The 13,793-nt window shown below is 71.2% G+C and carries 15 protein-coding genes; 7 read left to right on the plus strand and 8 right to left on the minus strand.

Translation table 11 applies throughout. The features are described from left to right. Positions 1–17: 17 nt before the first annotated feature. The gene (locus tag MFF56_RS28690; protein ID WP_066924053.1) at positions 18–764 is read right to left on the minus strand and encodes an RNA methyltransferase; all 747 of its coding nucleotides are present in this window, start codon (positions 762–764) and stop codon (positions 18–20) included. Positions 765–912: 148 nt separating this feature from the next. Between MFF56_RS28690 and MFF56_RS28695 the strand changes: the two genes are divergently transcribed. Continuing rightward, on the plus strand, positions 913–1,329 hold the full coding sequence (locus MFF56_RS28695) for an EVE domain-containing protein (RefSeq protein WP_066924051.1): 417 nt from the start codon (positions 913–915) through the stop codon (positions 1,327–1,329). 8 nt (positions 1,330–1,337) lie between these two features. Here MFF56_RS28695 and MFF56_RS28700 read toward each other — a convergent pair whose 3' ends face one another. From MFF56_RS28700 to MFF56_RS28710, 3 genes are all read right to left on the minus strand, one after another. After that, entirely contained in the window at positions 1,338–1,625 is a 288-nt protein-coding gene (locus MFF56_RS28700) for a hypothetical protein (RefSeq protein WP_066924049.1), read from the minus strand. 106 nt (positions 1,626–1,731) lie between these two features. Further along, positions 1,732–2,883 carry a ribonuclease D gene (rnd, locus tag MFF56_RS28705; protein ID WP_066924047.1) on the minus strand — a complete coding sequence of 384 codons (1,152 nt, stop codon included), beginning with the start codon at positions 2,881–2,883 and terminating at the stop codon, positions 1,732–1,734. A gap of 77 nt (positions 2,884–2,960) precedes the next feature. Next, positions 2,961–3,371 (minus strand): hypothetical protein, encoded by a 411-nt coding sequence (locus tag MFF56_RS28710; RefSeq protein ID WP_066924101.1) that lies wholly within the window; start codon positions 3,369–3,371, stop codon positions 2,961–2,963. Positions 3,372–3,490: 119 nt separating this feature from the next. On the opposite strand from MFF56_RS28710, the gene aspS reads away from it, so the two are divergent. Genes aspS through MFF56_RS28735 form a run of 5 tightly spaced genes read left to right on the plus strand, consistent with a single transcriptional unit; the run spans position 3,491 to position 7,388 of the window. Further along, on the plus strand, positions 3,491–5,302 hold the full coding sequence (gene aspS, locus MFF56_RS28715) for an aspartate--tRNA ligase (RefSeq protein ID WP_066924045.1): 1,812 nt from the start codon (positions 3,491–3,493) through the stop codon (positions 5,300–5,302). A 52-nt stretch (positions 5,303–5,354) separates the two neighbouring features. Beyond that, on the plus strand, positions 5,355–6,221 hold the full coding sequence (locus MFF56_RS28720; protein WP_156453830.1) for a glycosyltransferase family 2 protein: 867 nt from the start codon (positions 5,355–5,357) through the stop codon (positions 6,219–6,221). 31 nt (positions 6,222–6,252) lie between these two features. Then, positions 6,253–6,474 (plus strand): hypothetical protein, encoded by a 222-nt coding sequence (locus MFF56_RS28725; protein WP_066924041.1) that lies wholly within the window; start codon positions 6,253–6,255, stop codon positions 6,472–6,474. A gap of 4 nt (positions 6,475–6,478) precedes the next feature. Beyond that, positions 6,479–7,000: a Fic/DOC family protein gene (locus MFF56_RS28730; protein ID WP_066924038.1), complete on the plus strand. Its 522-nt coding sequence runs from the start codon at positions 6,479–6,481 to the stop codon at positions 6,998–7,000. A 25-nt stretch (positions 7,001–7,025) separates the two neighbouring features. Next, entirely contained in the window at positions 7,026–7,388 is a 363-nt protein-coding gene (locus MFF56_RS28735; RefSeq protein ID WP_238231900.1) for a hypothetical protein, read from the plus strand. Here the strand turns inward: MFF56_RS28735 and MFF56_RS28740 are convergent. Next, positions 7,346–7,609, minus strand: a complete 264-nt coding sequence (locus MFF56_RS28740) for a DUF3297 family protein (protein ID WP_066925564.1) — start codon at positions 7,607–7,609, stop codon at positions 7,346–7,348. The two genes, MFF56_RS28735 and MFF56_RS28740, sit on opposite strands and share 43 nt — an antisense overlap. 44 nt (positions 7,610–7,653) lie before the next feature. After that, complete coding sequence (locus MFF56_RS28745; RefSeq protein ID WP_066925561.1) at positions 7,654–8,259, minus strand: CatB-related O-acetyltransferase; 606 nt, start codon at positions 8,257–8,259, stop codon at positions 7,654–7,656. A 66-nt stretch (positions 8,260–8,325) separates the two neighbouring features. On the opposite strand from MFF56_RS28745, the gene MFF56_RS28750 reads away from it, so the two are divergent. Continuing rightward, positions 8,326–10,659 carry an NADP-dependent malic enzyme gene (locus MFF56_RS28750; protein WP_238231904.1) on the plus strand — a complete coding sequence of 778 codons (2,334 nt, stop codon included), beginning with the start codon at positions 8,326–8,328 and terminating at the stop codon, positions 10,657–10,659. Between the two features lie 226 nt (positions 10,660–10,885). Here MFF56_RS28750 and ppx read toward each other — a convergent pair whose 3' ends face one another. Further along, positions 10,886–12,409, minus strand: coding sequence for an exopolyphosphatase (gene ppx, locus MFF56_RS28755; RefSeq protein ID WP_238231906.1), 1,524 nt, complete (start codon positions 12,407–12,409; stop codon positions 10,886–10,888). Positions 12,410–12,756: 347 nt separating this feature from the next. Beyond that, on the minus strand, positions 12,757–13,713 hold the full coding sequence (locus MFF56_RS28760; RefSeq protein ID WP_066919508.1) for a peptidylprolyl isomerase: 957 nt from the start codon (positions 13,711–13,713) through the stop codon (positions 12,757–12,759). Positions 13,714–13,793 lie beyond the last annotated feature (80 nt).

The raw sequence follows: 13,793 nt of genomic DNA on the forward strand, positions 1-13,793 counted from the left end.
GTCTCCTCCCCGGGGGCCTAACCTTCCCCGCGGCCTCGCGTCAGGGCCTTCAGCGCTCCGCGCACCGTGCGCACGTCCTGCTCGGTCATTGCCATGCGGTGGAGCATGTCGCGCATGTTGCGGGCGATGATCTCGCGCTTCTCGGGCGGGTAGAAGCCGGCGCCGTCGAGCGCCGCCTCCAGGCTGCCGAACAGCGAGAGCAGGGCCTCCCGCGTCGCGGGGGGCGAGAGCATCTCGCCCGAGAAGGGGAGTCGCGCCCGGCCGCTGGCGCGCCGCCACGCATAGGCCGTCAGCAGCACCCCCTGCGCGAGGTTGAGCGAGGGGAAGTCCGGCGAGACCGGAAAGGTCACGATCGCGTCGGCGTACGAGACCTCATCGTTGGTGAGCCCGACGCGCTCGCGCCCGAACAGCACGCCGACGCGCTGGCCCGCGCGGGCGCAGACCGCCTCCATCGCCTCCTCGGGGCCGTAGACGCGCTTCATCTGCCCGCGCTCGCGCGCCGTGGTGGCGAGCACGTGGTGGAGGTCGGCGATCGCTTCCGGGACGCTGGCGTGGACGGTCGCGGCGTCGAGGACGTGCGTCGCGCCCGAGGCCGCCTCGCGCACGCCCTTCTTGGGCCAGCCGTTCTTCGGATTGACGAGGCGCAGTTCCGTGAGGCCGAAATTCGCCATGGCGCGGGCCGTCATGCCGATGTTCTCGGCGAGCTGCGGCTCGACGAGGATGATGGCGGGGGCGACGCCCGGTGGGATCTCGAGGCTCTTCATGGCGGACCGGCGATGGGGACCGCGCCTCCCTAGCAACCAAACCGCGCGGGACCCAGCGGGAAGATGGGGCACGGGTGATGCGCGTGGGCGCCGCCCGGCCTAAGGGATCCTCCGCGCGGCCGCAGGAGGCCGGCGGGGAAGGCACACGATGGCGCGCTGGCTGTTCAAATCCGAGCCCTCCACCTGGTCGTGGGACCAGCAGGTCGCGGCGGGCGCGGCCGGCACCTTCTGGAACGGGGTGCGCAACCACCTCGCCAAGAAGCAGCTCATGGCGATGCAGGTCGGCGAGCAGGGCTTCTTCTACCACTCGAACGAGGGCAAGGCGGTGGTTGGCATCGTGGAGGTGATCCGGCCCTACTACCCGGACCACACCGACGAGAGCGGCCGCTTCGGCATGGTCGACGTGCGCGCGGTCGAGGCGCTGCCACGCCCGGTGACGCTCGACGCCATCAAGGCCGAGAGCGCCCTGAAGGACATGGTGCTGGTCAACAATTCGCGCCTGTCGGTGCAGCCGGTGACCGAGGCGGAATGGGCGCTGGTCCGCCGGATGGGCGGGCTCGCTTGAGGCCGGGGCTACAGCTCGCCGACCGGGCCGGTGCTCTCGAACTCCGCCTCGTCGCCGACGAGGTCGGTCACCGCGATGGCGAGCCGCCTTCCGTTGCGCAGGCGCAGCTGCGCGTCGGGCTCCAGCCAGATCGGGCGCAGGCCGGCATGGCGGCCCTTGAGTGTTCCGTGGGCGATGAGCTCGTCCCCGCGCCGCTCGAACAGCAGCCGGTAGCGCACGCGCACCGGAACGCAGCCCTCCGCGGAGACATGGCCGAGCCCCGTCAGCGTCTTCAGGACTTCGTTCGGTTCGGCCATGGGACGCGACGCGGGAGGGCGGGATGAAGCGGCAATCCCGTTGCCATTTAATCCCGTGCCTGCCCCCTGTCACGCCATCCCCCGCTACAGAGCGGGCGCTCCTGTCCTAATCGAGCGCGCGGACCACGATGCGTCCGCCCTCCGCCGAGAGCGCGAGGCGGCCGTGCTTGAGCGCCAGCGCCTTCTCGCCGAACAGGGCGCGGCGCCAGCCCTGGAGCAGCGGGATCGGCGCCTCGTCGTCGTCGGCCACGGCCTCGAGGTCGTCCACCGTCGCGATGATCTTGGGCGCGACGCCCTCGTTCTCGCTCACTGCCTTCAGGAGCACCTTCAGGAGCTCGACCAGGGCCCCGTTGCCGCCGCTTCGGCGCGCCCGCTCGGGGAGCTGGATCTCGGAGAGGTCGCGCGCGAAGCCCTGCTCGACCGCCGCCAGGATCTCGGTGCCGGTGCGCGAGCGCTCGAAGCCCGCCGGGATCGTGCGCAGGCGCCCGAGCGCCTCGACGCTGCGGGGACCCGCGGTGGCGATGTCGATCACCGCCTCGTCCTTGAGGATGCGCCCGCGCGGGACGTTGCGCGCCTGCGCCTCCCGCTCGCGCCAGGCCGCCACCTCCATCAGCACCGCGATCTCGCGGGGCTTGCGCATCCGGCCGGAGAGCCGGCGCCACGCCAGCGCCGGGTCGGCCCGGTAGGTCTCGGGCGAGATCAGCACGCCCATCTCCTCGTCGAGCCAGGCGCCGCGGTCGGTGCGCAGCAACTCGCCCGCGAGCTTCTCGTAGACCTTGACGAGGTGCGTCACGTCCGAGAGCGCGTAGGCGAGCTGGGCGTCGGAGAGCGGGCGGCGCGACCAGTCGGTGAAGCGGGAGGACTTGTCGATCTTGGCCTTGGCCACGTCGTTGACGAGCTGCTCGTAGGAGACCGAGTCGCCGTAGCCGCAGACCATCGCGGCGACCTGCGTGTCGAAGAACGGGTGCGGCAGGACCTCGCCCATCAGCCAGATGATCTCGAGATCCTGGCGGGCGGAGTGGAACACCTTCACCACGCCCTCGTCGGCCATCAGGTCGATGAAGGGTTGCAGGTCGATGCCCTTGGCGAGCGGATCGACCAGCACGCCCGTCCCGTCCGGCCCCGCCATCTGGATCAGGCAGAGCTTGGGGTAGTAGGTCGTCTCGCGCATGAACTCCGTGTCGACGGTCACGAAGGGCTGTGCGGCGAGCCGGGTGCAGGCGTCTTCGAGGGCCGCCGTGGTGCTGATCAGGTCCATCCCACGGCTATACCGGAGGTTTTCGGGCTTGGGGAGCGGCGCTAACCGGCCCTCCCCAGCCGGCGGAGTACGGAGGCTCAGGCGAGGCGTTCCAGCGCGGCCTCGCGGCGGGCACGGGTCTGCTCGCGCGTCCGCCGACGGTGGTGCCTGGCCTGCTCCCGCCGCTGCGCCTCGGCGCGGGCCATCAGCCAGTCGAGGATGCCGCCCTCCAGCCGCTCGCCCGTCGCGGTGTCGGTGAGGCGGCGGATGCGATCGACCCGGAACCCGCGGTAGCCGCCGCGGCCTGGATCGATGCCGCCGAGCAGCGTGCGGCCGGGCCCGAGCTTCAGCTCGCGCGCCGCGACCGTGCGGCGGCTCCACACCCCCTGCCCGTCCTCGTAGACCAGCTCGAACCGGCCATCGAGCGGCAGGAGATGCCAGGCCGGGGAGGCCGGCGCGGCGGCCTCGGGCCGGGCCGCCGAAAAATCGGAAAACACGTGCGCGTTCATGGAGATCATATGGGGATCGCCCGCCGATTCCGGTAGTCTTCGGGCCCCGGAAACGCCGCGCGCGCTTGACTTGGTGAGCCTCCCGTGAATGGTGCCGGCCTCGTTCCCGAGAGCCTGCCATGCACCGTTACCGTACCCACACCTGCGGGGCGCTCCGCCCGTCCGACGTCGGCGGCACCGTCCGCCTCTCCGGCTGGTGCCACCGCGTGCGCGATCATGGCGGCGTGCTGTTCATCGACCTGCGCGACCATTACGGCCTGACGCAGTGCGTGGTGGATTCCGATTCCAAGGCCTTCAAGGCGGCGGAAGCGGTTCGCTCCGAGTGGGTCATCCGCATCGACGGCCGTGTCCGCACACGCCCCGCAGGCACTGAGAACGCCGAGCTGCCGACCGGCGCGGTCGAGGTCTACATCGACGACCTCGAGGTGTTGGGCGCGGCCGCCGAGCTGCCGATGCCGGTCTTCGGCGACGTCGAGTACCCGGAGGAGACGCGGCTGCGCTACCGCTTCCTCGATCTGCGCCGCGAGAAGCTGCACGCCAACATCATGAAGCGCGGCGCGATCATCGACGCGCTCCGCCGCCGCATGCGCGACGGTGGTTTTTTTGAATTTCAGACGCCGATCCTCACGGCGTCGAGCCCGGAGGGCGCGCGCGACTTCCTCGTGCCGTCGCGCCTGCACCCCGGAAAGTTCTACGCGCTGCCGCAGGCCCCGCAGCAGTTCAAGCAGCTCACGATGATCGCGGGCTTCGACCGCTACTTCCAGATCGCGCCCTGCTTCCGCGACGAGGACGCGCGCGCCGACCGCTCCCCGGGCGAGTTCTACCAGCTCGACATCGAGATGAGCTTCGTCACGCAGGAGGACGTGTTCCAGTCCGTCGAGCCGGTCCTGCGCGGCGTGTTCGAGGAGTTCGCGGAAGGGCGTCGCGTCACCGACGTGTTCCCGCGCATCACCTACGCGGACGCCATGCTGAAGTACGGCGTCGACAAGCCGGACCTGCGCAACCCCCTGATCATCGCCGACGTCACCGACGAGTTCGCCGAGGAGGCGGTCGCGTTCAAGGCGTTCAAGGGCGTGATCGCGTCGGGCGGCGTGGTGCGCGCCATCCCGGCGACCGGCGCGGCCACCCAGCCCCGCTCCTTCTTCGACAAGCTGAACGACTGGGCCCGTTCCGAGGGCGCGCCCGGCCTCGGCTACATCGTGTTCGAGGACGAGGGCGGCACGCTCACCGGCCGCGGGCCCATCGCCAAGTTCATCCCGGCCGAGATCCAGGCCCGCATCGCCGAGAAGGCCGGCGCCAAGGCCGGCGACGCGGTGTTCTTCGCGGCCGGCCCCGAGGCGAAGGCGGCCGGGCTCGCCGGCAAGGCCCGCATCCGCATCGGCGACGATCTCGGCCTCTGCGACAAGGACCAGTACGCCTTCTGCTGGATCACCGACTTCCCGATGTTCGAGTGGAACGAGGACGAGAAGAAGATCGACTTCTCGCACAACCCGTTCTCGATGCCGAACTTCGACCACGAGGCCTTCCTGAAGCTCGGCGAGGCGGATGCGGAGACGATCCTCGGCATCAAGGCCTTCCAGTACGACATCGTCTGCAACGGCATCGAGCTGTCGTCCGGCGCGATCCGGAACCACAAGCCGGAGATCATGGAGAAGGCCTTCGGGCTCGCGGGCTACGGTCGGGATGTGCTGGAGGCGAAGTTCGGCGGCATGCTGAACGCGCTGCGCCTCGGCGCCCCGCCGCACGGCGGCATCGCGCCGGGTGTGGACCGCATCGTGATGCTGCTCTGCAACGAGCCGAACATCCGCGAGGTGGTGCTGTTCCCGATGAACCAGCGCGCCGAGGACCTGATGATGAGCGCCCCCTCCGAGGCGACGCCGAAGCAGCTGCGCGAGCTGCACATCCGGCTGAACCTGCCGGAGAAGAAGTAGGCGCAACGCCAACCCTCCCCCCTCTGCGGGGGAGGGAGACGCGGTGGTTCCTGTGCAAGACCTCGTCGCCATCGTCGTCGCCCACGACAGCGCCCACGCCCTGCCCGACTGCCTCGCGGCGCTCCGCGCCGAGGGCGTGCCGGCACTCGTGGTGGACAATGCCAGCCGCGACGGCTCGGCCGATCTCGCCGAGCGGCTCGGCGCCCGCGTCATCCGCAACCCCCGCAACGAGGGCTACGGCCGGGCCAACAACATCGGCGTCCGCGCGGCGGACGCGGCCCGTGTCCTCTTCGTCAACCCCGACCTGATCCTCCGGCCGGGCGCCGTGGCGGCGCTTCGCGCGGGCGCGCAAGCCTACCCGGATGCCGGGCTCTACGCGCCGCGCATCGTGGAGCCGGACGGGCGCTTCTTCTTCCAGGCGCAGTCCTTCCTGGCGCCCTACCTGCAGAACCCGCAGGGCCGCCGCGACCCGCCGGAGGGCGATGCCTGCGCGCCCTTCCTGTCGGGTGCCTGCCTGATGGTGGAGCGCGCCCTGTTCCTCGACCTCGGCGGCTTCGACGAGGCGATCTTCCTGTTCTACGAGGACGACGACCTCTGCCGCCGGATGGCCGATGCGGGCCGCGCGCTCGTCCACGTCCACGGGGCGGAGGCGCTGCACGGCCGCGGGCGCTCCTCGGCGCCCGAGCCCGGCCGGGTTTTTCGGGCCCGCTGGCACATCGCGTGGTCGCGGGCCTACGTCGCCCGCAAGTACGGCCTGCCGGATCCGAGCCGGAGCACGCTGCTCGTGAACGGCCTGAAGGCTGCGCTCTCCCTCCTCGTCCTGCGCCGCGCCGGCTGGGAGCGCTACGGCGGCGCGGCGGCGGGCGCGCTTGCGGCGCTGCGGGGGCGAAGTGCGTTGCGGCGCGAGGGTTTGCGCTGACATGCGGCCGAGCCCGCGATAGGATTGAACCATGCGTGACGATCGCGATGCCAAGCCCGTCCGGACCGGAACGGGCAAACGGAAGAGCGGCCTCGTGCTGGGCCTCGCCGTGTTCGAGAAGATCAGCGCCGTCGAGGGCATTCACCTCACGGACGAGATGCGGCGAGACCTTGCCTCCCTGGAGCGCCGCGGTCTCACGCCGGAGCAGCGCGCGTCTTCCATTGCGGACAAGTACGGCCGCGGATCGACCTGACGGGATGTATGCGGTCGCCGTCGATCCGTACTGCTATCCGGGTTCGACGGTCCTCAGGAACCGTCCCGGCCTGAACGATCAGGTGGCGCTGGACCGGTTCGAGGCTGTTGCGACCGCCAACCGCTTCCTTGAGCCGATGCCAGCCGGGCGCTGGGGCGAGCGCCACTTTCGCGCCGTCCACCGGCACATCTTCCAAGACGTCTATGCCTGGGCAGGCCGTTCGCGCACCGTGCGCATCGGAAAGGGCGGCAGCGTCTTCTGCTACCCTGAGCATATCGACGCCGAATTGAAGCGGATCTTCAGTGGTCTCCGGCAGGCCGGCAACCTGCGCGGATTTGATCGGATAGGGTTTATCGCTGGCGCGGCCCATCTTCTGGCCGAGTTGAACGCGGTCCACGCCTTCCGCGACGGCAATGGACGTGCACAACTCGCCTTCATGGCGCTCCTGGCGGGTCAGGCCGGGCACCCGCTGGATCTCGCGCGGCTTGATCCTCAGACCTTCCTGTCGGCGATGAACGGCCGCTGACGGAACAGCTGTCGGACATGATCGTATGAGCTGCTCCCTACCACCCTCCCCCGCCGCTCCGCTGCCCCCGCTGGCCGCCCTCGCCCGTGCGGCGCGCCTCCTCGCCGAGCACGGTTTCCGCGAGGTCGCCCGCAACGAGCGCGGCGACAGCCTCTACCTCGCGCACGGCGACGGCCCCTGGCGCCTGCGCCTCTCGAACCACGCCCGCACGCCGAAGCAGCGGCGCGGGCATCCGGAGGTGCTGGCGAGCCTCGTGGTGCGGGAGCCCCGGACGGAGGCCCAGGTCGCCGCGATGGTCGCGGCGGCGCTCCGCGACTACGCGGGCGGGCTCAGGCGCGCTGCGGCTCAGGCCTCGGCGGTCCCCTCGGAGGCCGCATCGCGAAAATAGGGCTCGACCGGACCCTTGAGCTTCACCGTCATCGGGTTGCCGGCGCGGTCGAGCGTCTTGCCGGCCGAGAGCCGCACCCAGCCCTCGCTGACGCAGTACTCCTCGACGTTGGTCTTCTCGACGCCCTTGAAGCGCACGCCGACGCCGCGCTCCAGCAGCTTCTCGTCGTAGTACGGGCTGTTCGGGTTGGCGGCGAGGCGGTCGGGGGGCGTTTCGGACATGGGTCTGTACGTCTGCTGAGAACCGAGCCTCGCGGGTAGGCGATTCAGGGCCGGCGCGCAACGGCGAGCGCCGCCAGCAGGTCGTCGATGCGGTCGCTGCTGAGGAGGGGCACGAGCCGGCTCACCGTGGCGTGCGGCAGGTCCCACCAGGCCGCCTCGAGCAGCGCCGCGACGGTGTCGGCCTCGAAGCGGGTGCGCACCGCGCGGGCCGGGTTGCCGGCGGCCACCGCGTAGGGCGGCACGTCGCGGGTCACCACGGCCCGGGCGGCCACCACCGCCCCGTGGCCGATCGTGACGCCCGGCAGGATCAGGCAGCCGGAGCCGAGCCAGACGTCGTGCCCGATCGTCACGTCGCCGCGGGCCACGTGGTAATCCTCCGGTGCCTCGGCGTCGGGGAACAGTCCCTCCATCGCGGCGAACGGATAGGTCGTCGCCCAGTCGAGCCGGTGCCCGCCGCCCAGCAGGATCTCGACCTTGTCGGCGATGGAACAATAGCGGCCGATCGTCAGGCGCCGGCCGGATTCGGGGAAGCGCACCTTCGGCCGACCGTAGGAATAGGCGCCGATGGAGAACCCGTGCCGGCGAACCAGTTTCGCGAGGTGGATTCGTGTCTCGTTGTTCGGGTTGCGCCCACTGCGCAGGCGGTGCAACAGGGCCTTCAACGGGCGCCGCCGCGGTGTGCGCGCATGGGCTGAGAGCGAGCGGGAGAGAGGGCCATGGCCGACAATATGTCCGAGGACCTGAAGTCCGGGGCGCTCGTCTACCATCGCCTGCCCAAGCCCGGAAAGCTGGAGATCCAGGCGACGAAGCCGCTCGGCAACCAGCGCGACCTCGCGCTGGCCTATTCGCCGGGCGTGGCCGCCGCCTGCATGGCGATCCACGAGGACCCGCAGGAGGCCGCCACCCTCACGATCCGCCAGAACCTCGTCGCCGTGCTGTCGAACGGCACCGCCGTGCTCGGCCTCGGCAATATCGGTCCGCTCGCCTCCAAGCCCGTGATGGAGGGCAAGGCGGTCCTGTTCAAGAAGTTCGCCGGCATCGACGTGTTCGACATCGAGGTCGACCAGCTCGACGTCGACAAGCTCGTCGACGTCGTCTGCGCGCTGGAGCCGACCTTCGGCGGCATCAACCTGGAGGACATCAAGGCGCCCGAGTGCTTCGAGGTCGAGGAGCGCTGCCGGGCCCGGATGAACATCCCGGTCTTCCACGACGACCAGCACGGCACCGCGATCATCGTGGCGGCGGCGGTGCTCAACGCCCTGGAGCTCGCCGGCAAGAGCCTGGAGAACGCCAAGATCGTCACCTCGGGCGCGGGCGCGGCGGCGCTTGCCTGCCTCAACCTGCTGGTCTCGCTCGGCGCCCGGGTCGAGAACATCACGGTGACCGACATCAAGGGCGTGGTCTATGCCGGCCGCACCGAGCTGATGGACCGCTGGAAGGACATCTACGCCAAGGAGACCGAGGCCCGCACGCTGGCCGACGTCATCCCCGGCGCCGACGTCTTCATCGGCCTCTCGGCGGGCGGGGTGCTCAAGCCCGAGTACCTCAAGAAGATGGCCGAGAAGCCGCTGATCATGGCGCTCGCCAACCCCTACCCGGAGATCATGCCGGATCTCGCCGAGAAGGCGCGGCCCGACGCGATGATCTGCACCGGGCGCTCGGACTTCCCGAACCAGGTCAACAACGTCCTCTGCTTCCCCTACATCTTCCGGGGCGCGCTCGATGTGGGCGCCCACAAGATCAACGAGGAGATGAAGATCGCCGCCGTGAAGGCGATCGCCGCGCTCGCTCGCGAGACGCCCTCCGACGTCGTCGCCCGCGCCTATGGCGGCGAGGCCCGGCCCTTCGGCCCCCGCTCGCTGATCCCGAGCCCGTTCGATCCGCGCCTGATCCTGCGCATCGCCCCCGCCGTCGCCAAGGCGGCGATGGATTCGGGCGTGGCCGGGCGGCCCGTGGCCGACATCGAGGCCTACGCCGAGTCCCTCGACCGCTTCGTGCACCGCTCCGGCTTCATCATGAAGCCGCTCTTCTCGAAGGCCAAGGAGGCTCCGAAGCGCGTCATCTACGCCGAGGGCGAGGACGAGCGCGTGCTGCGCGCGGTGCAGGCCATCGTCGAGGACGGGGTGGCCAAGCCGATCCTGGTCGGGCGCCCGCGGGTGGTCGAGACCCGGCTCAAGCGCTTCGGCCTCTCGCTGCAGGAGGGCCGCGACTTCGAGCTGATCGATCCCGAGGACGATCCGCGCTACCGCGCCTACGTGCAGACCTACCTCGAGGTCGCGGGCCGGCGCGGCATCACGCCCGAGGCCGCCCGCACGCTGGTGCGCACCAACACCACGGTGATCGGCGCGATCGCGGTGCGCCGCGGCGAGGCCGACGCGCTGATCTGCGGCCTGGAGGGCCGTTTCGAGACGCGCCTGCGCATCATCCGCGACGTGATCGGGCTGAAGCCCGGCCTCACGCAATGCGCCGCGATGAGCCTCATCGTCACCAAGAAGGGCGCCTTCTTCCTGGCCGACACCCATGTCCGGCCGGACCCCGCCGCCGAGGAGATCGCCGAGATGGCGATGGCCTGCGCCAACCACGTCAGCCGCTTCGGCCAGACCCCGAAGATCGCGCTGCTCAGCCACTCGGATTTCGGCCAGTCCGACTCGACCTCGGCGCGGAAGATGCGCAGCGCCCTGGAGATGCTGCAGGAGCGGGCGCCGACCCTTCAGGTCGACGGCGAGATGCAGGCCGACTCGGCCCTCTCCGAGTTGATCCGCGACCGCGTCCTGCCGGGCTCGCGCCTCAAGGGGTCTGCCAACGTGCTGATCTTCCCGAACTTGGACGCGGCCAACATCGCCTTCCAGTTCGCCAAGGTGCTGGCCGACGCCCTTCCCGTGGGGCCCCTGCTGATCGGTCCGGCCAAGCCCGCCCACATCCTCACGCCGTCCGTGACGGCGCGCGGCATCGTCAACGTCACGGTGGCGGCGGTGGTCGAGGCGCAGGGCGGCGCGGTCGATGCGGGGCGCGACGCGGCGGAGACCGGCGCGGGCCTGCAGGCGGAGTGAGGCGTTTGCCGAGCGCTCCATCCCGGATGGGGCGCGGGGTCTGTCCGGTGCGGGCTGCCAGCCTCGCCGGTCAGGGCTCGGTCGGCTGAACGCGCCGCCCTCCCCCTGCGGGGGAGGGTGTGGCGGATGTCGGCGCGTCGTCGTGTGCGATGGGCCGCGCGGACGAGGAACTCAGCGCGGATCCGAGCCGGCACGATGCCCCCGCACCCTCCGCGCACCGAGCCCGCTACCCGTCCATCTCGATCTTCCCGTCCCGCCCGATCAGCCGGCCGAGGCCGCGCACGCGGTTGAGCAGCCGGTCGTTGCCGAGCGACCTGGCCGACGCGGGCAGGCGAAGGGTCACGGTCCTGTCCGTCGCGGTGAGCGGCGCCCGCTCGAGCACCCCGCCCATCGCCGCCGAGATCGGGAAGGCCACCCGCAGCAGGGCGCCCAGCAGCCGCGCCCGCTCGAACAGGCGCGGGCCGGCGAGCGCCCGCAGGACCGGGCTCGCCTTCTCGGGCGCCACGCCCTCGTGCCGCAGGGCGACCGCCAGCGCCAGATAGGCCCGGCCCGGATGGTCGATGCCCGTGAAGGCGCCGTTCTGGATCAGCGCGATGCTCTGCTCGCCCCGGTAGTCGGGATGGGCCCGCCAGGCGAGGTCGGAGAGCAGGCAGGCGGCGTGGCGCAGGCGGCGCTCGTCGAGCGTCTCGGGTCCGTCCAGGCTCTCCACGAAGCGGTCGGTCCAGGCGATCAGGTCCTCGGCGTGGGCGGGCGAGCGGGCGCGCAGCGCGTTCAGCTCGGCCGCCGCGGCCAGGAGCGCGTCCGCGGCCCGCCCGTCGCGGTCGAGCTGCTCGTAGAGCAGGCCCTCGCGCACGCCGGTGGCCGAGATCGCGATCTCGCGCGGGCGGCCGACCCGGATGATCTCCTCCAGCACGACGGCGCCGTAGGCGAGCAGCGGTCGGCGCGCCTCCGAGATCGCCTCGACGTCCTGAAGCTGGGCGGCGTCCGACTGCTCGACCACCTGCAGGAAGCTCAGCTCGTCCGAGGGCTCGACCGTGTAGCCGTGCATGACGTGGAGCGGGTACTGGCGCGCGGCCATGTGCAGGCGGGCGAGCGCCCGCCACGTGCCGCCGACCGCGTAGAAGGTCCGGCCCTTGAGCGTCTCGAGCTGCGGGGCGGCCTTGCGCATGTGCTCGCGCACGAGCTTGGCCGCCTTCTTGAGCGAGCCGCCCGAGAGGTCCTGCAGGGCGAGGCCGCCGAGCGGCATCGTCACCCCCTGCCCCACCACGGCCCCGCGCACATCCACGAGTTCGAGCGAGCCGCCGCCGAGGTCGCCAACCACGCCGTCCGGCGCGTTGAAGCCCGAGATCACGCCGAGCGCCGACAACTCGGCCTCGCGCCGGCCGGACAGGAGCTGGATCTCGGCGCCGCAGGCGTTCCGCGCCGCCTCCAGGAAGTCGGGTCCGTTCTCGGCGTCGCGCGCGGCGGCTGTGGCCAGCACGTGCAGGCGCCTCACCCCCATCGTGTCGCAGAGTACCCGGAAGCGGGCGAGCGCGGAGAGCGCCCGCCGCACCGCCTCCTCGTTGAGCCGGCCGGTGGTGAGCACGTTGCGGCCCAGGCCGCACAGGACCTTCTCGTTGTAGATCGGGGTCGGCGCGCGGCCGAGCCGATCGTAGGCGACGAGGCGGACCGAGTTCGAGCCGATGTCGATGATCGCGACGGGGTCCAGCCGGTCGCCCGCCGCGTGGGAGGTGGCAGGATAGAGATCCAAATCCGCCGATCCTTGTCGCTCGCCCGCCCACCGGCGCGGCCCGGGGCCCCTAGCTAGAGGCAAAACGCGGCGCGTGGAACCGGAGGCGGGGCGCAGGGCGCGGTTTTCCCGCGTGGCGGAGGACATGCGGGCCACGACGGCCGCGACGGCCCGATAGCGTGGCGCGCCGTCTCCCGACGGTCTCTCCATGCTTCCGGGGCGCCGCTGGCGAACCCGAGATCCACGCATGCCGGAGCGGCAGGACGAGGCGCCCGGTGTCCATGGATCCCGGGTTCCGCTGGCGCGGCCCCGGGACGACGATGTGGCTTCTGGGAACCCGGGAGCGCGGCCCCGCCCTCGCTCCTCCCTTACGGCTTCTTCGGCTCCGCGGCCTCGGGCTTCGCCTCGCTCGGCGAGGGCGGGGCCGCGCTGGTCCGCTCGATCTTCGCGTCCTGGCGCAGCTTCAGGATCAGGTCCTGCTGCGCCTTGCGGATCAGGTGCTGGTCGATCTGCTCCTTCAACTCGTCGAAGGTCGGCAGCGGCTTCACGCGCTTCTCCTCGACCTTGATGACGTGCCAGCCGAACTGGGTCTTGATCGGGTCAGAGACCTGGCCGACCGGCAGCTTGAAGGCGGCGTCGGCGAATTCCTTCACCATGCGCTCCTTGGTGAACCAGCCGAGGTCGCCCCCTTCCGTCTTCGAGCCCGGATCCTTCGAGGCCTCGGCCGCGACCTTGCCGAAATCCTCGCCGCCCTTGATCCGCGCGGCGATCTTCTTCGCCTCGGCCTCGTTGTCGACGAGGATGTGGCGGGCGTGCACCTCCTCCTCGGGCTTCATCAGCTTGACGCTCTGGTCGTAGACCGCGCGCGCCGCCTCGGGCGTCGCGGCCTTCTTGGCCTCGCGCTCGAGGTACTCGTCGAGCAGGAGCTTGTCGCGGAAATAGGCGAGCTTGCGCTTGAAGTCCGCCGTGTCGGCGACCTTGGCGGCCTCGGCGGCCTGGGCGCCGACCTTCAGGTCCACGAGGTAGTCGACCAGCAGCCCCTGCTTCTGCGCCTCGTCCACGCCGGGCAGCGAGAGCGCCGGGTCGTCCGAGGCGACGGCGAGGTCGCCGCCGGTGATCGGCTGGCCGTTGACCTTGGCCACCACCGTGTCGGGCGCGATCGGCGCTGGGGCCGGCGTCTCCGCCGCCTTCGCCTCGGACGCCTTGGCCTCAGGCGCCTTGGCCTCGGACGCCTTGGATGCCGGGGCCTGGGCCGAGGCGAGCCCCGGCATCGCGAGGGCGAGCGCGAGGGCGCTGGCGCGCAGGAGATGGGTCGGCTTCGTCATGGCGTCGGAATTCCTCGGCGTGCGGCGGCCGCGCTTCCCGCGGGTGCGGGATCCTGAACGACCTTCTGAAAGGTTCGAGG

It is taken from the genome of Methylobacterium hispanicum (assembly GCF_022179285.1).
Lineage (GTDB): Bacteria > Pseudomonadota > Alphaproteobacteria > Rhizobiales > Beijerinckiaceae > Methylobacterium > Methylobacterium hispanicum.